This window comes from Rhizobium sp. PP-CC-3G-465, from assembly GCF_004343445.1.
GTDB classification, from domain to species: domain Bacteria; phylum Pseudomonadota; class Alphaproteobacteria; order Rhizobiales; family Rhizobiaceae; genus Ferranicluibacter; species Ferranicluibacter rubi.
Genome location: NZ_SLYH01000006.1, coordinates 132,639 through 158,738, shown reverse-complemented (window position 1 = coordinate 158,738; position 26,100 = coordinate 132,639). Strand labels below are relative to the sequence as shown.

Sequence of the window (26,100 nt, the reverse complement as noted above, 5' to 3'; positions counted from 1 at the left end):
TTCACGATTGCGTTCTCGCCCTCGTCTTCGCCACAAACAATGGTATCCTTGCCGGCAAACAGGCGTCAGACGCGCGCGGGAATCGCGTGACGACAGGCCCTGACCCATGAGCAGGACGGTACGGATGGCAGAATTCCGGCGGCAGACGAGTGCGGACAATAAAGACGGCGTGTCCGGCATGGCGCGCGCATTGGCGCGCAAGCGCGGCTTTGCACGGCTCGTCATCATTGCCGAGCGCTTAGCGCCCCGCGCACTTCCCCCCCTCGCAGTGGCCTCCGTCTTCCTGTCGGCAGCCTGGTTCGGCCTCTTCTGCGCCGTGCCGCCGCTGGTGCATGCCGGCCTGCTTCTCGCCTTCGTCCTCGCCTTCATCGCGGCCCTCGTGCCGGTGTTCCGCGTCCGCCTGCCCGATACGCATGAGGCCGACCGGCTGCTCGAAGAGCGCAACGCCCTGCCGCATCAGGCCATCGGCGTACAGGACGACAAGCCGGCGACCGGCGGCGCCTTCGGGCAGGCGCTCTGGCTCGAACACCAGAGCCGCATGGCCCGGATGATCGGTGCGCTCGAAACCGGCCTCCCAAGGCCGGATATCGCCCGTCATGACGGCTTCGGCCTGCGCGCCCTGCCGGTCCTCCTCGTCGCCATCGCCTTCGCCTACTCCTATTCCAACCGCGCCGGGCTGATATCCGATGCCTTCCGTATTCCCGAGAACATCGTGGCGCCGCTGGACGTGCGCATCGACGCGTGGGTCACCCCGCCCGCCTATACCGGCCGCGCACCGGTCTTTCTCACCGGCCGGCAGGACCAGCCGCGAGCAGGCACGGAGCCTCAGGCCACCGAGGCGAGCCTGTTCCGCATACCGCAGTTCAGCGACGTCACCGTGCGCGTCACGAGCGCGGGTACGGCCACCGACACCACTGTGACCTTCCTCGACAAGGGCGCGACCGCGGCAACGCCGATCCCGCCGCAAAAGCCGGAAAAGGCACCCGGGCAGGAGGCTGCGGCCGGCAATGCGGCGCCAGCTCCTGAAGCCGCGGCAAACGCGCCGGTCGACAACAGCACCCATCTCTACAAGATCACCCGCGACGGCACGCTGACGGTCGGCAAGGAGACATGGCAGTTCGCCGTCATTCCCGATGCCGTCCCGGACATCGCCTTCGACGGCACCCCGCGCGCCACGGTCAACGCCGCGCTGGAGATCCCCTTCCTTGCGAAAGACGATTACGGCCTCAGCGAAGCCTTCGCCGAGATCTTGCCGACCGAAGCAGCGCCGGCCGAAGCGACGCCGCTTTATCCCGCGCCCGAATATCGCCTGGACCTGCCCCGTCGCAACGCCAAGGACGCCAAGGCGACCGCCAGCCGGAACCTGTCGGAACATCCGCTGGCCGGCAAGCGCGTGCGCATCACACTGGTTGCCCGCGACGCCGCCGGGCAGGAAGGCCGCAGTGTGCCGCAGGAGATGATCCTGCCCGCCCGCCGCTTCACCCAGCCGCTCGCCGGCGCCGTCGCCGAGGAGCGCCAGGTCATGGCGCTGAACAGCAAGGACCTGCCGCGCGCGATCGAGCTCAACGACGCGCTGAACATCCGCCCGGAAGACAACATCCCCAACCTCACCCATTTCCTTCTGCTGCAATCCGCCAAGGGCCGGATGGAGCTCGCGCGCGACGACGAGATGATGCGCGGCACCGCCGATTATCTCTGGGAGGTCGCGCTCGGCATCGAGGACGGCAACCTGTCGCTGGCCGAACGCAATCTGCGCGAGGCCCAGCAGAAACTGTCGGACGCTCTGGAACGCAACGCCTCTGACGAGGAGATCGCCAAGGCGATGCAGGAGCTGCGCGAGGCGATGAAGGAATTCATGCAGGCTCTTGCCGAACAGGCGATGAAGAACCCGCAAATGGCCGCGCGGCCCAACATGGAGAACATGCTGAGCAGCAAGGATCTGGACAAGATGATGGACCAGATCGAGAACCTTGCGAAATCCGGCTCGAAGGATCAGGCGCGCCAGATGCTGTCGGAAATGCAGCGCATGATGAACAATCTCCAGGCCGGCCGGACGCCGCAGGATATGCAGCAGGGCCAGGACAATAGCGAAATGCGCCAGCAGATGGACAAGCTCGGCCAACTGATGCAGGAGCAGCAGCGGCTGATGGAACAGACCTTCAAGCACGATCAGGCCCTGCGCAACCGTATGCAGATGGGTGATCCGTTGACGGACGAGAACCTGTTCGAGCAGCAGCCCGGAGAGCAGAACCAGCAGCAGGGGCAGCAGGAGCAACAGGGCAACGATCCGACCGGGCAGATGACCGAGGAGCAGCTGCGTCAGGCGCTGAAGGATCTTCAGGGCCAGCAACAGGCCCTGGAAAAGCAGCTCGGCGAGTTGCAGAAGGGCCTTGAGGGCATGGGCATCAAGCCCGGCAAGGGCTTTGGCCAGGCCGGTCGCGAGATGAAGGGCGCCTCGGGCCAGCTCGGCGAAGGTCAGGGCGAACAGGCCGTCGGCAGCCAGGGCCGCGCGCTGCAGGCGCTTCGTGAAGGCGCGCAGGACATGATGAACCAGATGAGCCAGGGTCAGGGACAAGGGCAAGGTCCCGGCCAGGGCATCCCCCAATACGGCCAGAACGGCCGCGACCCCCTTGGCCGCCGCCAGCAGAACCCCGGCCCCGACTTCGGCGACCAGGTGAAGGTGCCCGACGAGATCGACACCCAGCGCGCCCGCGAAATCCTCGACGAAATCCGCCGTCGCCTGGGCAACAACGTTTCGCCGGAGGTGGAACGGCAGTATCTAGAGCGGTTGCTGGATATCCGATGAGGTGTTTGGGGTTGCGGCTGCCCCTCATCCGGCTGCCGCCACCTTCTCCCCGCACGCGGGGCGAAGGGAGATGTAGCACCCGATCGCTCTAAAAACGGAACTTAGAGGTGGTCAAACGATCACCACGAGTCCCTTCTCCCCGCTTGGCGGGAGAAGGTGGCGGCAGCCGGATGAGGGGCCGCCACAACCTCAGCGTCAAACAATCTTAAGCCGCCAAAGCCCCCGCAACCGCCTTGCGAATATCCGGCAGGCTGAACGGCTTGGCGACGACATCGATGATCTTGTCCGCGAGGTCGTCGGCGCGTTCGCGCTGTTCGGCATAGCCGGTCATCAGCAGGATCTTTAGCTTGGGAAAAGCGGCTGCGGCTTCGTGCGCAAGGGCGATGCCGTCCATGACGGGCATGCGGATGTCGGAGAGCAGGAGGTCGAACGGGGCGCCATGCAGGTGCTCGAGTCCCTCGGCGCCATCGCCGGCCTGCACCACGTCATGCCCATCCATCTGCAACGCGCGCGCAACGAAGCGGCGAAGAGAATCCTCGTCCTCGGTGATCAGGATCTTTGCCATCATGGCCTCCTACGGTTCGGAAGCCTACAAAGCGCAGAGTTTCCTTTGAAAACCGTAAAGAGCGGACATCCCGTGCGTCAAACCTTGTCGGCGTCCCCGGTGACCACGCCGACGAAGGGCAGCTCACGGAAGGCATAGGCGACGTCCATGCCGTAGCCGACGACGAAATAATCGGGGCATTCGAAACCGACGAAATCCGCCTCGAAATCGACCTCGCGCTTCACCTTCTTGTCGAGGAGAACGGCGATCGACACCGATTTCGCGCCACGCTCCAGCATCAGGTCGCGTGCAAAGCGCAGGGTCCGCCCGGATTCCAAAATATCGTCGATCAGGAGCACATCGCGGTCACGCGGGTCGCTGTCGATATCCTTGATGATCTTCACGCCGCGCGACACCGTGCCCGTGCCGTAGCTCGACAAAGTGATGAACTCGACTTCCGGCGCAAGCCCCGCATGATGCATGGCGCGGATGAGGTCGGCCGCGAAGATGAAGGAGCCCTTGAGCACCGAGATGACCAGCAGGTCGTCGTTGCGGCCCTTGACGATTTCGGCCGCCATCTCCGTGTTGCGCGTCGCAATCACGTCCGGCGAAAACAGCGTCTCGATCATCTTTCCGCGAACGACGGGCATGGCAATGGCTCCAGGCGACGGGACGCCGTGCGGCATCCCCCAAAGCTTGGCGTTAGCACAGTCAGCGCGGCGAAGCACCCGCTATGCCAAAGGAAATTTGCACGATCGGCGCCGATCCACCGGCATGCGGCAGGCGTGCGGAAAAGGCGCGGCTTTCGCCCGGAGCCAGCATGCGGCTGCCGGCAAGCTGCCCCTCGGCCGTCATGCGTCGGCCGGAGGTTGCGACATCGACCTTGATATCCGGGATCTCGCGGGGTGCGGATGTCGCGTTGACCACCGTGCCGTAGACGGCGACGACCTTCAGGCCGCTCGCATCCTGAAGCTCCGTGCGCACATCGCCAAAGCCGAGCGCCGGTGCGGCTTGCGGCGCGGTCGGCGCAAGCGTGATGGCAAGGCCGAAGGCAGCCGCGCACAGCCCGATCGTCAGGCCTGCGAAAATGCGCGGCGAGATGGCTTGCAATGTCCGCTCGACCGACCTCAGGAAACCAGGCCGATGCCCGACGGGCCGGGCTGGAATTGGCGAACGCGGTGCGGCACGGGAAAGCGGCATCACTTCGAAAACGGCATCGACCGCATCGGTCTGCCGCAGCACGCGCGGTGCAGGACGCGCCGCACGGGTCCGTTCCGGCGGCAGGAGATCGATCCTTCGCGAAGCGCTCGAAAAGCCGGCCATGCGTCGTCCTCCGCCATGTGTTCGCCCGAAGACGAAGAAAATCCTTTCCGAAAGGTAAAGAGGAAGGGTTAACAGAACGGAAACGTTCCCGCACAACGCCCTCGCGAGAGGTTCCGAAGCCGTTACGGCCCTTAAAGCGACGTTTTTGCATGTGACGTTAAAGGGAATATTAACCAGTGTTTAACCATGCTGATCGGATCGCGCCCGCGCTTGGCGGTAGAGCGTCCATCTCAGAGGCTGGAAGTTGATTCACTTCGAAAACGTCGGATTGCGCTACGGCATGGGACCGGAAATTCTCCGCGACCTGACCTTCGACATCCCGCGCAAGTCCTTCCAGTTCCTCACCGGCCCCTCGGGCGCCGGCAAGACGACGCTGCTGCGCCTTCTGTTCCTATCCCTGCAGCCGACGCGCGGCCTGATCCGCATGTTCGACCGCAACATCACCGCCATCCCGCGCGACGAACTGCCCATGCTGCGCCGCCGCGTCGGCATCGTCTTCCAGGACTTTCGCCTGCTCGATCACCTCACGACCTACGAAAACGTCGCTTTGCCGCTGCGCGTCAGGGGCAAGGACGAATCGTCCTACCGCTCCGACGTGCTGGAGCTTCTCGGTTGGGTCGGCCTCGGCGAGCGAATCAATGTCCTGCCGCCGGTTCTCTCGGGCGGTGAAAAACAGCGTGCCGCCATCGCCCGCGCGCTGATCGACCGGCCGGAGATCCTGCTGGCCGACGAGCCGACCGGCAATGTCGACCCGCCGATGGCACGCCGCCTGCTCAACCTGTTCATGGAGCTCAACCGCCTCGGCACCGCCGTCGTCATCGCGACGCACGATCTCTCGCTGATGGATCAGGTGGAAGCGCGCCGCATGATCCTGTCGCAAGGGCGGCTCGACATCTATGACTGACGCCCGCAAAAAGCCGCCCGCGGCAATAAAGACCCCCGCCCGCAGCACGCCGCCGGAAACGGAAGGGCGCAAGGCGCCCATGCGCGTCCGCCCGATGGCGCCCATCGTTCCCCCGGTCAACGTCTCGGGCAATGCGCTGATGCTGGTCATCGCCATCATGTCCTTCCTCGCCTGCCTGACGCTCGGTGCGGTCTCCATGGTGCGCTCGACGGCCGAGAGCTGGCAGAGCGAGATCTCCCGCGAGGTGACGATCCAGATCCGGCCCGAGGAGGGGCTCGACATGGAAAAGGCCCTGCGCGATGCCCGCGACATCGCCCTCACCTTCGACGGCACCGTCAACGGCAATATCGTCGACCGCATGGCGACCGCCCGTCTTCTTGAACCCTGGCTCGGCGAAGGCCTCGATATCGACGAACTGCCCGTACCCCGCCTCGTCATCATCACCATCGACGAGCGCAACCCGCCGGATTTCACCGGAATGCGGGCGCGCCTGACAGGCGAAATCCCGCAGGCGACGCTCGACGATCACCGCACATGGGTTGACCGGCTGGTGGCGATGGCGCACACGACGGCGCTGATCGGCACGGGTGTGCTCACCCTCGTCTTCTCCGCCATGGTCCTCACCGTCATCTTCGCCACGCGCGGTACGCTGTCGGGCAACCGCCATATCGTCGAGGTGCTGCACTTCGTCGGCGCGGAGGCGGGCTTCGTCGCATCCGAATTCCAGAAGCATTTCCTCAAGATCAGCTTCAAGGGCGCCGGCGCCGGCGGTCTGCTGGCGGCTTTGTCGTTTGCCGTGGCCGGCTGGTGGCAGTCCCGCTCGCTCGCCACGCCCCAGAGCGATCAGGCGACGGCGCTGTTCGGCACCTTCACCATCGGTTACACGGGCTATCTCGGCATCGCCGCCATCATGCTCGTCATCGCGCTTCTCACCACGCTGACGGCGCGCTTCACCGTCATGCGCACCATCTACGAAATCGACCGCATCCGCTCCGACCCGGCACGGGCCGATCTCATCCCGAATTCCTGACAAGCCCATGCGCGCGCCCTCTCCCTCTTCCGTTTTCCTCGCTCCGGCCGCTCAAGCCATCGTTAAGGCGCAAAGCTGGTTCACCGCTCGCACAACATCGCAACACCCGTCCCGTCGAGCCGCAGACATCCGGCGTGACGGTGGAAGAACATCATGATGGCGGACGAAACCTCCGAGGCGGAGACTTCCGGCGAAACCGAGCGCAAGCGCCTTGCGCGGCGAACGCGCCGGCATGTCAGCTTCCGGCGGCAGCTCGTCCGCCTGACCTTCTATGTCATGCTGGTGGTTGCCGGCTGCGGCACCGCCAGCCTTCTCTATTTTGCCGATCAGGTCGCCTCGCTTCAGCCGCCGGTCGATCCCAAGGCCGATGCGATCGTCGTGCTGACCGGCGGGTTCCAGCGCATCGACCAGGCGGTCGATCTGCTGAAGGCTGGGGCCGGCCAGCGCCTGCTGATTTCCGGCGTGCACCCCACCACCACCAGCAGTCAGATCCGCCGCAACACCCAGAGCTCGGCCGATCTCTTTCGCTGCTGCGTCGATATCGGTCACGACGCCATCGACACGATCGGCAATGCCCACGAGACCGCGAACTGGATCCGCAACAACGGCTACAAGAGCATTCTGGTCGTCACCAACAATTACCACATGCCCCGCAGCCTGCTGGAGCTTCGCCGCGCCAATCCCGGCATCGCCTTCGTGCCCTATCCGGTCGTCAATTCCGACCTGAAAAGCACGAACTGGATGGCCAACCCCATGGTGCTGAAGTCGATCCTCACCGAATATGCGAAGCTGACCGTGGCGTCGCTGCGCGATCTCCTGGGCACGCCAACGGATAGCGGCTTGCGGACGGAACGCGCCCAGAGCGCCCAATAGAGCATTTCCAGCCGGAGCGGAATCGCTCCGGCGTCGGACAATACGGCAAAAACAGCAGCCTGGAGCATTTCTGGTGTACCTGCGTTCACCGAAAATGCTCCAGGCATGAGCGCCGTCGCGCGCGAGATCCCGGTTTTCGTCGCGGCTTTATTGGTGTAGGCACCCGGCAGGGCACGCTCGATCCGTGCTGCCGCTCGCTCTTCGAAAGCCGCCCATGATTCGTCTTCGCTCGGTCCTCTTCAACGTCGTCTTCTACGCCAACCTCATCATGCGCATGGTCTTGCTGACGCCGATCTATTTTATCGTGTCGCGCAAGACGTCCTGGTTCGTGCCAAAAAACTGGGCGCGCAGCAATCATTGGCTGATGCGGGTGATCGTCGGCACGACCTTCGAGATCGAGGGTCTCGACAATATTCCGAAGGATGGCGTCTATATCCTCGCGCCGAAGCACCAGTCCTTCTGGGACGTCTATGCCCTGCTGCCGTGGCTCTCCGACCCGTTCTTCATCCTCAAGCGCGAGCTGATGCGCATTCCGCTGTTCGGCTGGTATGTCGCCAAGCAGCGCATGGTGCCGGTGGACCGCAGCGCCCGCGGTCGGGCGATGGCGGCTGTCATGAAGCGCGCCAAGGCGGAAATCGCCACCGGCCGGCAATTGATCATCTATCCCGAAGGCACGCGGCGGTCGCCAGGTGCCCCGCCCGACTACAAATACGGCATCGCCCGTCTCTATCGGGATTTGCAGGTGCCCGTCGTGCCCGTGGCGATGCATCCCGGTCTCTTCTGGCCCCGCAGCACGACGCTGCGCTTCCCCGGCCATTTCAAAGTCCGCATCCTGCCCCCGATCGGCCCCGGATTGGACGCCGATACTTTCCTGAAAACGCTCATTGCGGTGACGGAAACGGCAAGCGACGAACTGCTGGTCGAGACCGTGCGCAACAACCCGCATCTCCCCCTGCCGGACACCGCGCGCACACGGCTTGCCGAACTCGGCGTAACCGTGCCGGAGAAACGCTAGCGTTTGGCAAGCAGGACCTGCACGCCGCGGCCGACCTCTTCCAGCCAGTGATCGCGGATGCCCATCGCGCGCAGATGTTCGAGCGTGTTCATGACGTAATCGACATTCTCGCCCGAGCGACCGCGCGCATGGGCGACGACCAGCGCCGCCTCGTCGGCCTGGAGGGCGCCCGCATATTGCAGGTGGGCCCGGTCGATGACATAGGCGACCGCCATGACCGTTCGCCCGTCGGCGAGCCGCAGCGGCAGCATGCGCTCCTTATAGACATGCGTCACCAGTTCGCGCTCGCGCAGATAGGCGATGACAGCCTCGTGGTCCTCCGGTGCGATGCGGAACGCCATGCCGAGGCAGGAGCCGCCAAGATCGAGGCCGAGCACGAGGCCGGGGCTTTCGGCCGTGCCGCGATGCACATGGGAGCGCACGCACAGCGCCCGGCGATAACCGAACACGCGCGCTCGGGCCTGCTCGACGAAGGCAAAGCCCGGATTCCACATCAACGAGCCATAGCCGAACACCCACACGTCGTCCGAATCCGTTAGCACAAGGTCCGTCACAGAAGGTCCATCCCATCGTCACATGCCGGACAATGTCTGCCGGTCCTGCCCTCCTACTGCAAAATAGCGGCCAGCGGAACGAGCCTACAAGGATCCGGCTATTTTTCCGAACGCATTCCGATCAGTGATGTTATGCGCTAGAAGACCCGCAAGACGCAGCCCTTGGAGGGGTGCCGGCGGTGCCAGAGAGCGCCGTCCACCGCGCCGATCCCTCACCGCATCCAGACCCGCCGACCGGAGACCCGCATGACACAGACAGCACCGCCGGCCGCAGGTATCCGTATCAAGCGTCTCGGCATCGGCATCGTGATCTTCCTCGCGGTCTATAGCGGCATCTGGTTTCTCGCTGCCCACCAGATCGAAACGCGGCTCGCAAGCTTCCTCACCAGCCGCTCCGGCAGCGCCACCGCCCGCTGCGACGGCCTGACCGTACGCGGCTTCCCCTTCCGCATCGGGCTGTTCTGCGATGCCGTGAAGGTCGATGATACTCAGCTCGGCGCTTCCGGCTCCGCGGGTGCTCTCCGGTCCGCAGCACAGGTCTACTGGCCCGGCCACGCCGTCATCGAGGTGGATGGCCCGGCCGAGCTGCGCTTTTCCCCCGGCATCGCGACATCCATGGACTGGCAAGCCCTCAGGGCGAGCATTCAGGCAACATTGTCGGGCCTCAGCCGCACATCCATCGTCTCCGAACGCCTGACCGGCACGCTGGTGCCCACGCTGGGCGAAGACGTGCTCGGCTTTGCCACCAGCCATACGGAACTGCATCTGCGCCAGAACGCGGCGGATCTCGATGCCGCCGTCTCCATCACAGGCCTCGACCTGAAGCCCGGCAACGGCGCAAGCCTGCTGCCGCTGATGAATGCCGCGATCGACCTCACGGTCAAGGACCGCGCGACGGTGCTCGATCGTGGCGGCCTCTCGCGCCATGCGCTGCGCAACAGTGCGGGCGAGGTGCGCAACCTCACGCTCGACCTTGGGAACGGCATGGTAACGACGGCAAACGGCCCGTTCACCATCGATGATCAGGGGCTGATCTCCGGCGCCTTCAAGGTGACGATGCAGGACGTCCAGGCGTGGCGCACGGCTCTGGCGACAGCGTTCCCGGAGAGCGAGAACATGCTGGACAACGCCGCCAACATGCTGACGGCACTCGCCGCAGGCGGCAACGACACCACCGTCACGCTCAATGTGCGCGACGGCACCGCCTTCCTCGCCTTCATCCCGATCGGCGTGCTGCCGCAGCTCTAATCCAAGCCTTCAAGATATGGCGAACGTCAGGACTTCGCGTCCAGCGCATGGCGGCCGAAGTCCACCATGTCGGTGTCCTGACCGGCCTGGATGATCGAGCGGCGGATCGCGCGGGTGCGGGTGAAGAGGTCGAACAGCTTGTCGCCATCGCCCCAGCGGATCGCCCGCTGCAGATAGGCGAGATCCTCGGAAAACCGCGACAGCATTTCGAGAATCGCGTCCTTGTTGTGCAGGCAGACGTCGCGCCACATGGTCGGATCTGACGCCGCCAGACGCGTGAAATCGCGGAAGCCCGAGGCCGAATATTTAATGACCTCGGATTCCGTCACCGTCTCCAGATCGTCCGCCGTGCCGACGATATTGTAGGCGATGATGTGCGGCAGGTGGGAAACAATGGCCAGCACCTTGTCGTGGTGTTCCGGGTCCATCTCCTCGACATCCGAGCCAAGCGCCTCCCAGAAGGCCCGAAGCTGCCCCTTGGCGGTCTCGTCTGTGCCGGCCGGCGGCGTCAGGATGCACCAGCGGCTTTTGAACAGTCCGACGAAGCCCGCATCCGGGCCGGAATATTCCGTTCCCGCGATGGGGTGGCCGGGAATGAAGTGGACGCTCGCCGGCAGGTGCGGCGCCATCTGCGCGATGACGGAGCCCTTGGTGGAGCCGACATCCGTGACGATGGCCCCGGCCTTCAGATGCGGCGCGATCGCCTGCGCGACAGTGCCGGACGCGCCGACCGGCACGGAGACGATGACGAGATCCGCATCCTCCACCGCCTCGCCGGGCGAGAGCACATAGCGATCACCGAGGCCGAGCAGTTCCGCCCGGTCGAGCGTCTCGCGGCTGCGGGTCGAGATCGTCACCGCGGCTGCAAGCCCCTTGTCACGGATCTCCCGCGCGATGGAGGAGCCGATGAGGCCGATACCGATCAGCGCGACCTTTTCGAAGAGCTTGGCCATATCAGGTCTCAGTTCTTCCCGAGGAATTCGGCAAGGGCGGCAAGAACGCCTTCGTTCGCCTCCTCCGTGCCGATCGACAGGCGCAGTGCATTGGGGAACCCGTAGCCGCGCACCGCCCGCAGAATGAAGCCGCGGCTGGTCAGAAACGCATCCGCATCCTCCGCCCGCTTGCCGGCAACATCGGGGAAGTGGAACAGCACGAAATTCGCAACCGACGGCGTGACCTTAAGACCGAGCGCCGTCAGCCTCTCGCTCACCTTCGCCACCCATTCCGCGTTGAAATCGACGGCTGCGGCCGTGAACGCCTGGTCGCGAACGGCAGCGGCACCGGCCGCAATCGCCGGCGCATTCAGGTTGAACGGCCCACGGCTGCGGTTCAGCGCATCGATGACGGCGGCCGGCGCATAGATCCAGCCGACGCGAAGGGCGGCCAGACCATAGACCTTGGAGAAGGTGCGCGTCATCACGACGTTCTGGTTGGACGAGACCAGCTCGATCCCCGCCTCGTAGTCGTTGCGCCGCACATATTCCGCATAAGCCGCGTCCAGCACGAGCAGCACATGCTTCGGCAGGCCGGCCTGCAGGCGGCGCACGTCTTCGACGGGCACGAAGGTGCCCGTGGGATTGCCAGGATTGGCGATGAACACGAGCTTCGTCTTCTCGGTCACGGCGGCGAGGATCGCATCGACATCGACGCGGCAATCCCGCTCCTTCACCGTCACGGGCACGCCGCCGGCCGCCATGATCTGGATCCTGTAGACGAGAAAGCCATGCTCGGTGATAACGGCCTCGTCGCCGGGAGCGAGATAGGTGTGCGCCAGCAGCCCCAGAAGCTCGTCCGAGCCGTTGCCGCACATCAGGTTGGCCGGGTTCAGCGCGTAGACTTCGGCGATCGCGTTGCGAAGCTCGATCGCCTGGCCGTCCGGATAACGCTCCAGCTGGCCGGCCGCCTGGCGAAAGGCCTCCAGAGCCTTGGGGCTCGCGCCTAGCGGCGTCTCGTTGGAGGACAGCTTGTAGACCTTGGCCACGCCCGGAGCGTGTTCCTTGCCCGGCACATAGGCGGCGATGTCGAGAATGCCGGGGCGCGGGGTCGGAGCGTTCGGGAGGGAGCTCATGGTCTGGCTTTCGCTGGTGTCTCGGATGGCTTTGCCATTACCGCCCCGCCGCCCCCTTGTCGAGGGCTTAGGCCAGAAGAGAAAGCCCCCTCACCGTGCCGGTGGCTGGCCGTCGCGCGTGGTCGGCACCCCTTGCGGCGCGAGCACGGGTACGAACACCCGGCGCGACGCCCGTGCCGCCACCGGCAGCCCTTGATAAAGCCGCTTCTGCGCCTCCACGATGATGACGCCTGAAAACACCGGCCAGAGCGCCCGCCCGATCTTTTCGAAGGCGCGCCCGAGCTTCAGCACGGTCTTCGTGGTCGATGGCGGGAAGAACAACGCCTCGCAGGAGGCGCCGGGCGTGAAATTCGTCTCCCGCAGCAGCGCCGTCAGCTGCCCGCGCGAATAGGGCCGGCCGGAGCCGAACGGCGTATGGTCCATGCGCGCCCAGACGCCCTGCCGGTTGGGAACCACGATGACGAGACGCCCGCCGGGCGCGAGCACCCGCCAGATCTCCTTCATGGTTTCGCGCGGGTTCTCGGCGAACTCCAGCGAATGGACCATGAGAATGCGGTCGATCGAGCTGTCGGGCAGCGGCAGTTCCTCGTCGAACACCAGCGCCGTCGAGGACAGCTCGGCAACCGGCCAGTTCACCGCCCCCTGCCCCGCCGGCATGAAAGCGAAGGTCCGCTCCGTGTCAGTGCGAAAGCGCTCCAGATAGGGCAGGACATAGCCGAGCCCGACCAGCCGCTCTTCCGGCAACCGCGCCCAGATAGAGGCGAGCGCCATGGAGATCGCCTGCTCGGTAAAGCGCCCGAGCCGCGAATGGTAGAACTGACGAAGATCGACGATATCGGCGTGCATAACCAAAGGGTAGTGCGTGGCCCGGAGAAAGGGAACCGGTGCGGCGCCGATTTTCGCGCCCGCATGCTGTCGCTGGACTTCCCCTCCGCCGCCTTTACATTCCCTTTGCGATTCCCACGTCCCAGATCTCCCCGAGGACCTCATCATGCCAGCACTCGATCTCGACCTGTTCCTCTGCCGGACCGACAATTTCGGTGCTCTCCTCCACGACCCCGAAAGCGGTGAGACAGCCTCGATCGACGCGCCCGAGGAACAGCCGATCCTCGACGCGCTGGAACGCCGCAGCTGGACGCTGACGCACATCTTCACCACCCACCACCACAGCGACCATGTGGAGGCGAACCTTGCCTTGAAGACCCGTTACGACGCGACCATCATCGGCCCGGATCGTGAGGCGTCGCGCATTCCCGGTATCGACATGACCATCGGCGACGGCGGCGATTTCACCTTCGCCGGCCACAAGGTCCGCGTCATCGGCACGCCCGGCCACACCGCCGGCCATATCTGCTACCACCTGCCCGACGACCGCCTGCTCTTTGCCGCCGACACGCTCTTTGCCCTCGGCTGCGGCCGCCTGTTCGAAGGCTCGCCGGCCGACATGTGGGCCTCGCTGCAGAAGCTGATGGCGCTGCCGGATGACACACAGGTCTATTTCGGCCACGAATACACTCTGTCGAACGCCCGCTTCGCCGTGACGGTCGATCCCGACAATGCCGAACTGAAGGCCCGTGCCGCCGAGATCGAAGCCCTGCGCGAACGCGGCGGGTTCACGGCACCGACGACGCTGGGCCTGGAGAAACGCACCAACCCCTTCCTGCGTCCGGCCGACCCCGGCATCCGCGCCCATCTCGGCATGCCCTCCGCCAGCGACGGCGAGGTCTTCGCCGAGATCCGCAAGCGCAAGGACAATTTCTGATGGCTGCGCACGGTGAGACACAGGACGCGCAGTCGATCGTCTCCGCACTCGGCATGATCCGGCATCCGGAAGGTGGCTGGTATGCCGAGACCTTTCGCGACGACGCAGGTGGCACACGCGGGCATTCCACGGCGATCTATTATCTGCTGGAAGCGGGCGAGCGGTCGCACTGGCACCGCGTCCGCGACGCCGCCGAGGTCTGGCACCATTATGCCGGCGCGGCCCTGACCCTCCGGATTGCGGCACCGGGCGAGCCCGCCTCGATCATCGTCCTCGGCACGGATCTGGAAAACGGCGAACGCCCGCAAGGCGTGGTGCCCGCAGGCAGCTGGCAGTCAGCCGAATCACGCGGCGCGTGGACCCTCGTCGGCTGCACCGTCGCGCCCGGCTTCGACTTCAGCGTCTTCGAAATGGCGTCGCCCGGCTGGGAACCGCCTCAAGCCACCGGCTGAACCCGGTCTTCGGCCGGGGCCTGCACCTTGCGCGATGAGAAGATCACGTCGCGCGCGGCCAGCAGCGCACCGCCCGTCACCAGCAGGCAGGCCAGCGCGATGCTAAGCGACGGCTCGGCAAAGCCGAACAGCATGAGCGTCAGCGTGGAGAGCACCGGCGCCGAGTAGCTTGCAACGCCGAGCAGCTGTATATTGCCGTTCTTCACGCCGTAATCCCAGGCATAGAAGGCTGCACCCACCGGCAGGAGGCCAAGGCCCGCGACCGCCAGCCACTGCGTGCCGGTGTCCGGCCACACGGTCGTCTCCAGTGCGAGATGGCAGAGGAGCGAGAGCACCGAGGTCGCAAGGCAGAAGCCGGTCACGACATCGGTCGATACCGCCTCGAACCGTCGCGTCATCAGGGAATAGATGGCCCAGGTGAAGGCGCAGCAAAGTGCCGCCCCATAGCCGAGCGTATAGGCGCTATCGAATGCAACGCCATTGCGCGCGACGATCATGGCCGTGCCCGCGAGACCGCAGAGAGCGCCCGCCACATGATACCACCGCAGCCGCTCGCCCGGCAGCAGCGCCGAGCCCACCACGATCAGCAGCGGCCAGAGATAGGCGATCAGCCCAGCTTCGACGGCCGGCGCGTTGCGCAGCGCCGTGAAATAGAGCGCGTGATAGCCGAACAGCCCGACGATGCCGACCACCCAGACCCGTGGCGGTTGCCGCAACAGCGCCAGCCGCTCCGGCCTGAGCGCCAGCACCACGAGGCCTGGAAGGCTGCCGATGGCAAAGCAGATTGCCGAAAGCTGGAAGGGCGGCATGGTGCCGGACGCGGCCGTGAAGAGCGCCAGCAGCGCCCACATAAGAATAGCGGAAAATCCGATCAACGTCGCTCTGGTCTGCATCCGCCCACTCTCCGATTGCAGCGGGCGGCGATGCGGCGAGACCCTGAACGGATCACCCCTTGAAGCGCGTGGCCCACACGGTCACCGGACCGTACTTCGTCGGGATCCGGACATAGACCGGAGCATATACCTGTACGCTATCCGACTTTGCAAACCAGATCTCCATGCTGTCGAGCTTGCGCAGGTAATCGACGTCCTCGCGGCCCTTGCGGTAGCCCGATTTCGGCACGAACTGGATGCCGCAGACGATGACGTCGCCGCTGAAACCCTCGGTCTTGAACGGCTTTGTGCCCTTGGCGCTCAGCTTCAGATCCATGCGCGATTCGCCGTCGAACACCGGCAGCGTCTTCGGGCACACCTTGGCGCTGGCCGGAAAGATCAGCCCCGACAGCGGATCGACCACGCCGCGCATGTCGTCCTTGGTCACCGGCACCCAGTTCTTCGGTGGCCTCTTGCGCTGCGGCGTCAGCGTCGCGGAGGTTACATTGCCCTTGTCGAAGGCGATGTCGATCGCGCGCTTCTTCTTGCCGGTCTGGTAGCGGACGGAATAGTCGGTGGCGACGAGCTTGTCGCTCTCGATCGTACCGGAGACCTCCGTGCGCCCGCTCGTGCTCGACAGGATATCGGCGAGCCCCGCCGAACTCAGCGTTCCCGAGATCGTGTAGCGCCGATCCTCGAGCTTGGTGTGAAACGAGGCTTTCGCGATCGGCAGGCCGGCGAGCGAGATGGTATAATCCGTGTCGTGCACGACATCCGCCGGTCGCGCCGCATTCGTGGGAACTGTCACCAGGGACATTGCGGCGAGAGCCGCAAGACCGACACGCAGGGCCATGCCGAGAACCTTTCCGAAAGAGATCGGGAGAAAAACAGAGAGATAGGAAGCGTTTGCGGCATTTCTACGCCCGTGGTATCGAGCCCGCGCCCGAGCCTGGTCCCGAGCTGGTATCGGCCGCCATCCCGCCGCTTTTCCACCGCCCGGCCCGGACTTTCCGGGAAAATCCGGTGTTTTGTCTTGACGCGCGGCGCGCCGCTGACTATAGAACCGCAACTTTCCAATCATGACCGGTGGGAATGCTGCTTGGGCTTGTGGCCCGCAAACGCATTGAACGCAGGCGAAAAGAAATAGGTGATTCCATGTCCCGTAGTTGCGAATTGACCGGCAAGGGCGTCCAGTCGGGCAACAATGTGAGCCACGCGAACAACAAGACCAAGCGCAAGTTCCTGCCGAACCTCTGCCAGGTCACGCTGATCTCGGACTCGCTCAACCAGCGCTTCCGTCTTCGCGTTTCGGCTGCGGCTCTCCGCACGGTCGAGCATCGCGGCGGTCTCGACGCGTTCCTGCTGAAGGCTAGCGAACTGGACCTGTCGCAGCGCGCACGCCTGCTGCGTCGCCAGATCGTCAAGAAGACTGCAGAAGCCATCGCTGCCTGATCGGCACGAAGGTGTACGCATTGCGGATCACGGCCTGCCTTCACGGGCGGGCCTTTTCCATGAGCGTCTGATCGATATGTCATAGGGATAGGCCGCCGTTCGGGCAGCACGTCCTCTCCTCCAACTGGTGGCATCACCCAGGATAAAAAAATGCTGAACACACGCCTGTTCGCAACCTACGTTGCCTTCATGACCCTCGTGGTCGTCGCCTCCAATTTTCTGGTGCAGTTCCCCCTGCCCGGCTCCATCGCCGGCATGCAGCTGGGCGATCTTCTCACCTGGGGCGCCTTCACCTATCCCGCCGCCTTTCTGGTGACCGACCTTACCAACCGCCAGTTCGGCCCGAAGATCGCGCGCCGCGTCGTCGTCTGCGGCTTTGCGGTCGCCGTCGTGATCTCCATCATGGTCGCCACGCCGCGCATCGCGATCGCCTCCGGTTCGGCCTTCCTGTTCGGACAGCTTCTGGATATCTCCGTCTTCAACCGCCTGCGCCGTCAACGCTGGTGGCGCGCGCCGCTCGCCGGCTCGCTGTTCGGCTCGGCGCTCGACACGGCCATCTTCTTCTCCCTCGCCTTCGCGCCTATCTTCGCCTTCATCGGCCCGAACGATCCCTTCGCGCTGGCATCCTCCCCGATCCTCGGCATCCTCACCACGGAGGCCCCCCGCTGGATCTCCTGGACGCTGGGCGACCTCGTCGTCAAGATCCTCGTCGGCCTCGTCCTCCTGCTGCCCTACGGCGCCTTGATGACCGTGCTGAAGCCGATGCCGGGGGCACCCGGCGCGCGCGTCTGAGGTTAGCGGACGTCGCAGCCCCTCATCCGGCTGCCACCACCTTCTCCCCGCGCGCGGGGCGAAGGGACATGCGGCGAACGCTCGCTTCTTCGTGACGGTTGTGGTTGGGAACGACGAGTCTCTTCTCCCCGCAGGCGGGGAGAAGATGCCGGCAGGCAGATGAGGGGCAGCGCGCAGCGCATCGCAGCGCAACACCCACCCATCACGGCAGAAGCTTGAACTCCAGCATCAGCGACCGCTCGAGAATCGAATGGTTGTCGTCGGAGACGAGGATGAGGTGGGTGTCGCCATTGGGTTGGACGACCACATCGAGCCCCTCCATATTGTCGATCTGGTAGCCGAGGTCGGCGGAGATCAGCACCTCGCCATCAACGACGGCGCCGGGGCGGATGTCGTCGGCCTTGATGCGGCGGATTTCCATGCCGAGGCCGGCGGCGAAGCTGAAGCGGCGTTCGAGTAGCAGAAGATCGCCGTTCGGCAGGAACGCGCCGTCGGTCACAGCGAAAGGATCCTTCTGCACGACGCCGAACACGCCCTTGCGCGGACCTTCGAGCACGGCGGCGAGGAGGTGGTCGTCCTTGTCGAACGACAACTCCGCGACGATGACGGGCGCACCGGCGAGCGGACTGTCTTGTGGTGATACCGCCACCATCTCGAGGCTGCGATTGCGTTTCAGCCTGTCTCGTGGAAGCAGGATCGGCAAGGTCTTAAGCGGTCGGGACTGCGTGAAGCCGGGGTCGGGATAGATGTCCACCCGCGCGTCGCCTTCGAAGCTGACGAGCACCTGCCCGTCCCGCAATGCGACCCCTTCGGAGTCCATGCGCGCCTTGGCGCTCTCGGTGCGGCCCTGCCGGTCCTTCATCGATGTAACGGTGACATCGCCAAGACCGGACAGCCGTCCGCCGGGATCCCGCTCGATGCGGCCTTCCAGCCAGTGGGCCGTATCGAGTACGCCGACGAAATGCGCGCCGTCGGGGCGAAAACGGATCGACGAAAAGGCCCCGAACAGCGCGTTATCGGAGGTGAGGTCGAGACCGCCCATGAACTCCAGCTTGCCGAACACCCGCTGGTCGGAGCCGAACCGGAACGTCTCGATCTTCTTCGAGAAGATCGTCATCGTCTCGGTCACCGGCCGATCCGGCTCCGGCTTTGCCGCCTGCGCGGGTAAGGCGCAGAGCCCAGCCAGGAGCACGAGCCGAAGGCAGGCAGCCTTCAAGACCGGCTCAGCCCGCACGTCGGGCTGCGCGTCGTCCGCGTCCGTTCTCGTCATCGAACAACGAGGCGAGCTGCTCGGTCATCGCGCCGGCCAGTTCGTCGGCATCCACGATGGTGACCGCACGGCGGTAATAGCGCGTCACGTCATGGCCGATGCCGATCGCCAGAAGTTCGACCGGCGAGCGGGTCTCGATCTGCTCGATCACGGCGCGAAGATGCCGCTCCAGATAATTGCCCGGATTGACCGACAGCGTTGAATCATCGACCGGCGCGCCGTCCGAGATCATCATCAGGATGCGCCGTTGCTCGGGTCGCGCCAGCAAACGGTTATGCGCCCAGATAAGTGCCTCGCCGTCGATGTTTTCCTTCAACAGGCCTTCCCGCATCATCAGGCCGAGATTGCGCCGTGCCCGGCGCCAAGGCGCGTCGGCCGATTTGTAGATGATATGGCGCAGATCGTTGAGCCGGCCCGGCGCCTGCGGCTTGCCGCTCGCCAGCCACTTCTCGCGCGCCAGACCGCCCTTCCACGCCTTCGTGGTGAAGCCGAGGATCTCGACCTTCACGCCGCAGCGTTCCAGCGTCCGCGCCAGGATGTCGGCGCAGGTCGCGGCGACCGTGATCGGCCGGCCGCGCATGGAGCCGGAATTGTCGATCAGCAGCGTCACCACCGTATCGCGGAAGTTCGTGTCCTTCTCCCGCTTGAAGGATAGCGGCTGCATCGGGTCGATGATGAGGCGCGTCAGCCGTGCCGGATCGAGATAGCCCTCTTCGAGATCGAACTCCCAGGAGCGGTTCTGCTGCGCCATCAGGCGGCGCTGCAGCCTGTTGGCAAGGCGGCCGACGGCCCCCTGAAGATGTGAGAGCTGCTTGTCGAGAAAGGCGCGCAACCGGTCGAGCTCGGCCTCGTCGCAAAGCTCTTCCGAGGTGATGGTCTCGTCGAATTCCTCTGTGAAGACGGAATAATCGACCTTCTCGTTGAAGTCGTCGAACGGGCTGTTTGGCCGCTTAACCTCGCCCGGCGTCTCGCTGTCCTCGTCGCCGTCATCCGACATTTCCTCGTCGGAAATCTCGGCGCCGTCCATGTCGCCGTCATCCATCTGCTCTTCGGCAGATTCGTTTTCCTCCGACGGCGCGGCATCCGATCCCGCATCCTCCTCGGACGTGGACTCGTCCTGCTCCTGGCTGCGCGGCTGGTCCTCGTCCGTCTGCGTTTCCTGGTCGTCCGGCTCGGCTTCCTCGTCCGTATATTTCTCCGCCACATCCATGGAAGCGAGCATGTTGCGCACGACGCGGGCGAAGGCCTGCTGGTCGTTGACGGCGCCTGAGAGGTTTTCCATCTCCCGACCCGCCTTCTCCTCGATGAAGGAACGCCAGAGATCGAGCACCTTGCCGGCCGATTCCGGCGGCTTGCGCCCGGTCAGCCGCTCGCGCACGATCAGCGCCACGGCCTCCTCGATCGGCGCATCCGACTGCTTGTCGATCGCACCGAAATTGGCGCGGGCATATTTCTCGTCCAGCATGGAGGAGATGTTCTCCGCCACGCCGTCCATGCGCATCGAGCCGATCGCCTCGCAGCGTGCCTGCTCGACGGCATCGAAGATGACACGAGCGTCCGCGCCCTGCGGCGACATGGTCGCGTGGATGCGGTCGTTATGGCACGCCTTGCGCAGCGCCATGCTGTCGCCGATGCCGCGCGTCACCGACAGTTCCTGCCGCGTCGGGCGGCGGGAAATGTCCGGCAGGCGCATGCGGTCGCCGGTGAGGCCGGGCCGCTCGTTGGCGAACACGACCTCGATCTCCGAATCACCGGCGATCGAGCGGATGCAGCCGGTCAGCGCGCGGCGGAACGGTTCGACATCCACCTGGACGCCGGGTTTCGGTCTCGTATTGTCGCCGCGCCCTGCCATGCGATCAGGCCGTCGCTTCGAGGACGATGTTGGCGGCACTTTCCTTCAGCTCGACGCCGAAGGCCCGCTGGTAATGCTCGGCCACCAGCGCCCGCTCCAGTTCGTCGCACTTGTTGAGGAACGTCACCCGGAAGGCGAACGCGATATCACCGAAGATATGCGCATTCTCGGCCCAGGTGATGACGGTGCGCGGGCTCATGACGGTCGACAGGTCGCCATTGATGAAGGCGGCGCGGGTGAGATCGGCGACGCGCACCATCTTCGACACGGTGTCGCGGCCGCGCTTCTCGGCAAAGCCCTTCACCTTGGCAGCGACGATATCGACTTCGTTGTCGTGCGGCAGGTAGTTGAGCGTGGTGACGATCGACCAGCGGTCCATCTGCGCCTGGTTGATCTGCTGCGTGCCGTGATAGAGGCCGGTCGTGTCGCCGAGGCCGACCGTGTTGGCGGTCGCAAACAGGCGGAAGGCGGGGTGCGGCCTGATGACGCGGCTCTGGTCGAGCAGGGTCAGGCGGCCGGAGGATTCGAGCACGCGCTGAATGACGAACATCACGTCCGGACGACCGGCATCGTATTCGTCGAACACCAGAGCGACATTGTGCTGGTAGGCCCAGGGCAGGATGCCGTCCTTGAACTCGGTGATCTGCATACCGTCCTTGACGACGATCGCATCCTTGCCGACGAGGTCGATACGGCTGACATGGCTGTCGAGGTTGACGCGCACGCAGGGCCAGTTCAGCCGCGCGGCGACCTGCTCGATATGCGTGGATTTGCCGGTGCCGTGATAGCCCGAAACCATGACGCGACGGTTGTGCGCAAAGCCTGCGAGGATCGCAAGCGTCGTTTCCCGGTCGAAGAGATAGTCGGGATCGTTGTCCGGCACATAGGCATCGCCCTTGGAATAGGCCGGCACGCGCAGGTCGCTGTCGATGCCGAAGACCTCACGGACGGATACGGTCGTATCGGGAAGATTGGAAATATCGAGGTCTACCTTGCTCATCATGTCTCCGGCGGCCGCGCTTCGCGCCAGGCCTCATATCGCATTGCAGTGTGACGGGAATCTTCCTAGCAGAAGCCTGCCTGTTTTAACAATTGGTAGGCCTGAATGACCTCGCGAAAACGGTCTTCCGATCCGCGATCTCCGCCATTGGCATCGGGATGGTGCTTTTTCACGAGGTCCTTGTAGGCGGCCTTGATGTCCGTGCTGGTCGCCGTGGCCGGCAGGCCGAGCGTGTCGAACGCCTTCGTCTCCAGCGTCTTCAGCTTGCGCTGGCGCGGCTCGGGCTGCGCCCGGCGCGCCCGCGCCTCGTGCAGGAAGCCGAACGGGTCGCTCATCCGCGCCTTGGCGCCCGCCGAGCCGGACCGCGTCTGGCCCTGCTCCGGCGCGTTCTTCGCGCTGCGGTTCACCCCCAGCGTCCAGGTCGGTCGATGCCCCGTCAGCGCCTCCTTCTGGTAGCGCGCGATCTCGTTGTCCGAGAGGCCGGAAAAGTAGTTGTAGCCCTTGTTGTATTCCTTCACGTGCTCGAAGCAGAACATGAAATACTGGTTCTCGGCATTGCGCCCGACCGGGGCGCGATGCCCGCCATTTTCCTCGCAGCCGTCCCACTGGCACATCGGAGCCACGGGCTCCGGTTTCCGGGTGGTCCCGCGCCTCTTCGTCCGGATGGTATCGAAGTATTTTGAGTCGAGTTTCATGGGACACATTATGGTGCGATGCAGGAGTCACAACAAGAATTGACAAATGCGAATGTTGCAGGCTTTTTGAGGGTGATTTGCCGGCAGTGCGACAGAGGTCCGACCGCCGCGTCCACCTCGTGTCACAAGCCGGAAAAACAGGGCAGAACCATGTCGTTAGAGCAGCGTATCACAACAAGGCTCACCGAGGCTTTCGCGCCTTCCCGGCTTGCCGTGATCAACGAAAGCCACCTGCATGCCGGCCATCACGCCGATTTCAACGGCACCGGCGAGACCCACATGCGCGTGCGCATCGTGGCAGGCGCCTTCACCGGCATGTCCCGCATCGCCCGCCACCGCGCGATCAACGACCTCCTGAAGCCGGAACTCGACGCCGGCCTGCACGCCCTTGCCGTGGAGCCCGCAGCCCCCGGCGAAGAGACGCGCTGGTAGGTCGGCCAGAAGATCAACTTGCGGGCGTATCCTCGGCCGGGCGGATGCGCAGCTTGGTGATGCGGTTCTTGACCCGTTTCATCACGATGAAGCGCTTGCCGTAAAAGGTGAAGGCCTGCCGCTCGTCCGGGATCGTGCGGGACTCGTGGATCACCAGGCCGGCAATGGTCGTCGCCTCGCCATCGGGCAGCGACCAGTCGAGCGCCCGGTTCAGGTCGCGGATCGGCACCCCGCCATCCACCACAAGCGATCCGTCGGCCTGCGGGTAAACGCCGCGAACATCGGGATCGTGCTCGTCGGCGATATCCCCGACGATCTCCTCCAGAATATCCTCCAGCGTCACCAGCCCGCGCACCTCGCCATATTCATCGACGACGATGGCGAAATGGCTCTTGCGACGCAGGAAGGCGCTGAGCTGATTTGCAAGGTTCGTTGCATCCGGCACGTACCACGGCTTCTGCGCGATTTTGACGATATCCACCGTGTCTGCTTGAGCGTCGGGCTCGGCCAGCGCCCGCAGGAGATCCTTGGCGTGGAGCACGCCGATGATGTTGTCGGCCGCGCCGCGCCACACCGGCATGCGGGTATAGGGGCTATCGAGCACGGCCTTGACGTTGACGGCCGGGGGGTCGTCGGCATTCAGCGCTCGCATCGCCATCCGGTGCACCATGATGTCGGACACTTCGAGCTCGTCGAGATCGAGCACGCCGCTGACCCGGTCGCGGTCCGCCTTGACCACGGCGCCTTCCCGGTGAAGGAAATCCACGGCCCCACGCAGCTCCTCATGCGCCGTCAGCATCGGCGCCTCGCGCGACAGCTTGAAGCCGAAGGCCTGCATGATCGCCCGGACCATCGCATTGATGAGGCTCGACAGCGGCCCGACGACCGCGACGACCACGCGCACCGGCCGCGCGACGCCGACCGCAAAGTGCTCCGGCGCCGCATTCGCCCAACTGCGCGGCAGCACATCGGCAAACACCACGAGCAGGATCGTCATCGCGATCGTCGCATAGGCGACGCCCGGCGCGCCGAAGGCCGAGAGAAACAGGCCTGTGGCGACCGAGGTCGCGAGAACGCGCACAAGATTGCTGCCGAGCAGTAGAGCGCCGATCACCCGGTCGCGTCGCTCGATGAGCCGATCGACCACGCCGGCGCGCGCCTCGCCCTGGACGTCCAGCGTGTGAAGGCGCGTGCGCGACACGGCCGTGAGCGCCGTTTCGGAGCCGGACAGGAACGCCGCAAGCACGATCATCAACAGGATCGCCAGCACGGCCGGCCCGTGGGCGATCAGGAGGGCGATCAGCGCCTCCATGGTCATGCCGCGCGATCGGGATGGTTTTCGGCAAGGAACGACAGCACGGCCGAGGTCGGCACATCGTCGGCGACGAAGGCTTCGCCGAGGCCGCGTGTGAGGATGAAGGTCAGCTTGCCGCCCTTCACCTTCTTGTCCTGCGCGATGGCATCCATCAGCACCTCCGCCGGCGGCAGCTGCCCGGGGATCTCGCTCATCCGCGTCGGCAAGCCGACGGTGCGCAGATGCGCCTCCACCCGCGCGGTGACGTCGGGGCTCGCAAGGTTCATCCGGGCGGAGAAGGCATGCGCAAGCACCATGCCGATCGCCACACCTTCGCCATGCACCAGCCGGGCGCCGTCATAGGCGGTGGCCGCTTCCAGCGCGTGGCCGAAGGTGTGCCCGAGATTGAGCAGCGCTCGGCGGCCGTTCTCGCGCTCGTCGGCCACGACCACATCGGCCTTCGCCTGGCAGCTGAGCGCGATCGCCTCGATGCGCGCCGCACCGCCGGCAAAGACCGCCTGCCAGTTGGCCTCCAGCCAGGCGAAGAAGTCCGGCTTGTCGATCAGCCCGTATTTCGCCACCTCGGCATAGCCAGCGCGGAACTCGCGCGGCGACAGCGTGTCGAGCACGTCGGTATCGGCCAGCACCAGATCCGGCTGGTGGAAGACGCCGATGAGATTCTTGCCATGCGGCGAGTTGATGCCGGTCTTGCCGCCGACGGAGCTGTCCACCTGCGCGAGAAGCGAGGTCGGGATCTGGATGAAGCGCGAGCCGCGCCGCGCGATGCCCGCGGCAAAGCCCGTGAGGTCGCCGATGACGCCGCCGCCAAGCGCGATGACCGCATCGTTGCGCTCGATGCGCGCCCCGAGGATCGTCTCGCAGACGGGAACGAGATGCTCGAAGCTCTTGGTCTTCTCCCCGGCCGGCAGGATCGCGGACACGGCCTCGATCCCCGCCTGCGCTAGGCTCTCCATCAGCGGCTGGAGATAGAGCGGCGCGACATTCTCGTCCGTCACTACAGCCATTCGCCGGCCCGTCAGCCTGGCTGCGATCTCCTGTGCGGCCGAGCCGATCAGGCCGGGGCCGATCAGGATGTCATAGGCACGGTCGCCGAGCGGAACATGGATCTTGCGCACGGTCGGGGTTTCGCTCATCGCTCGGCTCACTTCAGTTGCTGGTGTCTGACGACTGTTCTTCGGCGGCGCTATTTCTTCGGCTGCCCTATTTTTTCGGAGGCATGGCGGCGATGGCTTCCAGCACCTCCTCCACGATGCGCTCCTTCTTGACGTCGCGCGAGAGCACGCTGACATCCGCCTCGGCATAGATCGGATATCGCTCGATCATCAGCTTTTCGAGCGTACCCTTGGGGTCGTCGTTTTTCAGGAGAGGTCGTCCCTCGCGCTTGTTGACACGTTCCCACAGGACGTCGAGTTCGGCGTTCAGCCACACGGAAACGCCGCTCTTTTGAATGTTCCGGCGCGTCTGCGGGTTGATATAGGCGCCGCCGCCGGTGGAGACGATGCGGGCGCCCGATTGCAGCAGCCGCTTGATCACCCGCGTTTCCAGCGCCCGGAATTCCGTTTCGCCATAGGCGGCAAAGAGTTCGGCAACGGTCATGCGCGAGACGCGCTCGATTTCATGATCGGAATCGACGAAGGGCAGCGACAGCGCCTGCGCCGTCAGCCGACCGATGGCCGACTTGCCGGCCCCCATCAGCCCGACGAAGACGAGGTTGCGCCGGCCGAGCACGGCTCTCGCCCGCTTGACCAGCGTTTCCGAAACCGGCTCGACCACGTCGCTCATCACCGCAAGACTTTCCCCATTTCCCTGTTCTATCGACAAAACAGGGGGGAGCGTCAAGT

27 protein-coding genes are annotated in these 26,100 nt (G+C 65.0%); 11 read left to right on the top strand and 16 right to left on the bottom strand.

Features of this window, described 5'->3' with window-relative positions; translation table 11 throughout:
• Positions 1-124 precede the first annotated feature (124 nt).
• Positions 125-2,806 carry a TIGR02302 family protein gene (locus C8J33_RS20020; RefSeq protein ID WP_245507220.1) on the top strand — a complete coding sequence of 894 codons (2,682 nt, stop codon included), beginning with the start codon at positions 125-127 and terminating at the stop codon, positions 2,804-2,806.
• Positions 2,807-3,011: 205 nt separating this feature from the next.
• Here C8J33_RS20020 and C8J33_RS20015 read toward each other — a convergent pair whose 3' ends face one another.
• The 3 genes from C8J33_RS20015 to C8J33_RS20005 all read right to left on the bottom strand — a co-directional run bounded on the left by C8J33_RS20015 (position 3,012) and on the right by C8J33_RS20005 (position 4,673).
• Positions 3,012-3,371, bottom strand: a complete 360-nt coding sequence (locus tag C8J33_RS20015; protein WP_092935466.1) for a response regulator — start codon at positions 3,369-3,371, stop codon at positions 3,012-3,014.
• Positions 3,372-3,448: 77 nt separating this feature from the next.
• Positions 3,449-4,000, bottom strand: a complete 552-nt coding sequence (gene hpt / locus C8J33_RS20010; RefSeq protein ID WP_110730094.1) for a hypoxanthine phosphoribosyltransferase — start codon at positions 3,998-4,000, stop codon at positions 3,449-3,451.
• A 61-nt stretch (positions 4,001-4,061) separates the two neighbouring features.
• The gene (locus C8J33_RS20005) at positions 4,062-4,673 is read right to left on the bottom strand and encodes a hypothetical protein (protein ID WP_132665115.1); all 612 of its coding nucleotides are present in this window, start codon (positions 4,671-4,673) and stop codon (positions 4,062-4,064) included.
• A 244-nt stretch (positions 4,674-4,917) separates the two neighbouring features.
• Between C8J33_RS20005 and ftsE the strand changes: the two genes are divergently transcribed.
• The 4 genes from ftsE to C8J33_RS19985 all read left to right on the top strand — a co-directional run bounded on the left by ftsE (position 4,918) and on the right by C8J33_RS19985 (position 8,495).
• Positions 4,918-5,577 carry a cell division ATP-binding protein FtsE gene (gene ftsE, locus C8J33_RS20000; protein WP_092935472.1) on the top strand — a complete coding sequence of 220 codons (660 nt, stop codon included), beginning with the start codon at positions 4,918-4,920 and terminating at the stop codon, positions 5,575-5,577.
• Positions 5,578-5,656: 79 nt separating this feature from the next.
• Positions 5,657-6,607: a cell division protein FtsX gene (locus tag C8J33_RS19995; RefSeq protein ID WP_132448621.1), complete on the top strand. Its 951-nt coding sequence runs from the start codon at positions 5,657-5,659 to the stop codon at positions 6,605-6,607.
• Positions 6,608-6,760: 153 nt separating this feature from the next.
• The gene (locus tag C8J33_RS19990) at positions 6,761-7,480 is read left to right on the top strand and encodes a YdcF family protein (RefSeq protein ID WP_132448418.1); all 720 of its coding nucleotides are present in this window, start codon (positions 6,761-6,763) and stop codon (positions 7,478-7,480) included.
• 214 nt (positions 7,481-7,694) lie between these two features.
• Positions 7,695-8,495 (top strand): lysophospholipid acyltransferase family protein, encoded by an 801-nt coding sequence (locus C8J33_RS19985; RefSeq protein WP_132448419.1) that lies wholly within the window; start codon positions 7,695-7,697, stop codon positions 8,493-8,495.
• On the opposite strand, the gene C8J33_RS19980 is transcribed toward C8J33_RS19985, so the two are convergent.
• Entirely contained in the window at positions 8,492-9,037 is a 546-nt protein-coding gene (locus C8J33_RS19980) for a gamma-glutamylcyclotransferase (RefSeq protein ID WP_132448622.1), read from the bottom strand. The two genes, C8J33_RS19985 and C8J33_RS19980, sit on opposite strands and share 4 nt — an antisense overlap.
• 258 nt (positions 9,038-9,295) lie before the next feature.
• Here C8J33_RS19980 and C8J33_RS19975 point away from each other — a divergent pair, with 258 nt between their 5' ends.
• Entirely contained in the window at positions 9,296-10,297 is a 1,002-nt protein-coding gene (locus tag C8J33_RS19975; RefSeq protein WP_132665114.1) for a DUF2125 domain-containing protein, read from the top strand.
• Between the two features lie 26 nt (positions 10,298-10,323).
• Here C8J33_RS19975 and C8J33_RS19970 read toward each other — a convergent pair whose 3' ends face one another.
• From C8J33_RS19970 to C8J33_RS19960, 3 genes are all read right to left on the bottom strand, one after another.
• Complete coding sequence (locus tag C8J33_RS19970) at positions 10,324-11,250, bottom strand: prephenate/arogenate dehydrogenase family protein (protein WP_132448421.1); 927 nt, start codon at positions 11,248-11,250, stop codon at positions 10,324-10,326.
• Positions 11,251-11,258: 8 nt separating this feature from the next.
• Complete coding sequence (hisC, locus tag C8J33_RS19965; RefSeq protein WP_132665113.1) at positions 11,259-12,365, bottom strand: histidinol-phosphate transaminase; 1,107 nt, start codon at positions 12,363-12,365, stop codon at positions 11,259-11,261.
• Positions 12,366-12,455: 90 nt separating this feature from the next.
• Entirely contained in the window at positions 12,456-13,211 is a 756-nt protein-coding gene (locus tag C8J33_RS19960) for a class I SAM-dependent methyltransferase (RefSeq protein WP_132665156.1), read from the bottom strand.
• 145 nt (positions 13,212-13,356) lie between these two features.
• Between C8J33_RS19960 and gloB the strand changes: the two genes are divergently transcribed.
• Together gloB and C8J33_RS19950 are read left to right on the top strand one after the other, a co-directional pair.
• The gene (gene gloB, locus C8J33_RS19955) at positions 13,357-14,127 is read left to right on the top strand and encodes a hydroxyacylglutathione hydrolase (protein ID WP_132665112.1); all 771 of its coding nucleotides are present in this window, start codon (positions 13,357-13,359) and stop codon (positions 14,125-14,127) included.
• Complete coding sequence (locus C8J33_RS19950) at positions 14,127-14,579, top strand: cupin domain-containing protein (protein WP_132665111.1); 453 nt, start codon at positions 14,127-14,129, stop codon at positions 14,577-14,579. The genes gloB and C8J33_RS19950 overlap by 1 nt, the downstream gene beginning before the upstream one ends.
• Here the strand turns inward: C8J33_RS19950 and C8J33_RS19945 are convergent.
• Together C8J33_RS19945 and C8J33_RS19940 are read right to left on the bottom strand one after the other, a co-directional pair.
• A complete protein-coding gene (locus C8J33_RS19945) occupies positions 14,564-15,472 on the bottom strand; it encodes a DMT family transporter (RefSeq protein ID WP_132665110.1) in 909 nt (302 codons plus the stop codon). The genes C8J33_RS19950 and C8J33_RS19945 overlap by 16 nt on opposite strands.
• Positions 15,473-15,524: 52 nt before the next feature.
• Positions 15,525-16,304: a DUF3108 domain-containing protein gene (locus C8J33_RS19940; protein ID WP_110730083.1), complete on the bottom strand. Its 780-nt coding sequence runs from the start codon at positions 16,302-16,304 to the stop codon at positions 15,525-15,527.
• Positions 16,305-16,606: 302 nt separating this feature from the next.
• Between C8J33_RS19940 and rpmB the strand changes: the two genes are divergently transcribed.
• Positions 16,607-16,903 (top strand): 50S ribosomal protein L28, encoded by a 297-nt coding sequence (rpmB, locus tag C8J33_RS19935; RefSeq protein WP_110730082.1) that lies wholly within the window; start codon positions 16,607-16,609, stop codon positions 16,901-16,903.
• A gap of 150 nt (positions 16,904-17,053) precedes the next feature.
• Entirely contained in the window at positions 17,054-17,695 is a 642-nt protein-coding gene (locus C8J33_RS19930) for a queuosine precursor transporter (RefSeq protein ID WP_132448425.1), read from the top strand.
• 202 nt (positions 17,696-17,897) lie between these two features.
• On the opposite strand, the gene C8J33_RS19925 is transcribed toward C8J33_RS19930, so the two are convergent.
• The 4 genes from C8J33_RS19925 to C8J33_RS19910 all read right to left on the bottom strand — a co-directional run bounded on the left by C8J33_RS19925 (position 17,898) and on the right by C8J33_RS19910 (position 22,521).
• Complete coding sequence (locus C8J33_RS19925) at positions 17,898-18,965, bottom strand: esterase-like activity of phytase family protein (RefSeq protein WP_132665109.1); 1,068 nt, start codon at positions 18,963-18,965, stop codon at positions 17,898-17,900.
• Complete coding sequence (gene cobT / locus C8J33_RS19920) at positions 18,919-20,817, bottom strand: cobaltochelatase subunit CobT (RefSeq protein WP_110800702.1); 1,899 nt, start codon at positions 20,815-20,817, stop codon at positions 18,919-18,921. The genes C8J33_RS19925 and cobT overlap by 47 nt, the downstream gene beginning before the upstream one ends.
• A gap of 4 nt (positions 20,818-20,821) precedes the next feature.
• Positions 20,822-21,817 (bottom strand): cobaltochelatase subunit CobS, encoded by a 996-nt coding sequence (gene cobS, locus C8J33_RS19915; protein ID WP_132665108.1) that lies wholly within the window; start codon positions 21,815-21,817, stop codon positions 20,822-20,824.
• Between the two features lie 65 nt (positions 21,818-21,882).
• Positions 21,883-22,521, bottom strand: coding sequence for a J domain-containing protein (locus C8J33_RS19910; RefSeq protein ID WP_110800704.1), 639 nt, complete (start codon positions 22,519-22,521; stop codon positions 21,883-21,885).
• Between the two features lie 141 nt (positions 22,522-22,662).
• Between C8J33_RS19910 and C8J33_RS19905 the strand changes: the two genes are divergently transcribed.
• Positions 22,663-22,944: a BolA family protein gene (locus C8J33_RS19905; protein WP_110800705.1), complete on the top strand. Its 282-nt coding sequence runs from the start codon at positions 22,663-22,665 to the stop codon at positions 22,942-22,944.
• Positions 22,945-22,957: 13 nt separating this feature from the next.
• Here C8J33_RS19905 and C8J33_RS19900 read toward each other — a convergent pair whose 3' ends face one another.
• The 3 genes from C8J33_RS19900 to C8J33_RS19890 form a co-directional block, all read right to left on the bottom strand.
• Positions 22,958-24,262, bottom strand: coding sequence for an HlyC/CorC family transporter (locus C8J33_RS19900; RefSeq protein ID WP_132665107.1), 1,305 nt, complete (start codon positions 24,260-24,262; stop codon positions 22,958-22,960).
• The gene (gene aroB / locus C8J33_RS19895; RefSeq protein WP_132665106.1) at positions 24,259-25,392 is read right to left on the bottom strand and encodes a 3-dehydroquinate synthase; all 1,134 of its coding nucleotides are present in this window, start codon (positions 25,390-25,392) and stop codon (positions 24,259-24,261) included. The genes C8J33_RS19900 and aroB overlap by 4 nt, the downstream gene beginning before the upstream one ends.
• A 67-nt stretch (positions 25,393-25,459) precedes the next feature.
• Positions 25,460-26,041, bottom strand: a complete 582-nt coding sequence (locus tag C8J33_RS19890) for a shikimate kinase (protein ID WP_132448429.1) — start codon at positions 26,039-26,041, stop codon at positions 25,460-25,462.
• Positions 26,042-26,100: the final 59 nt, after the last annotated feature.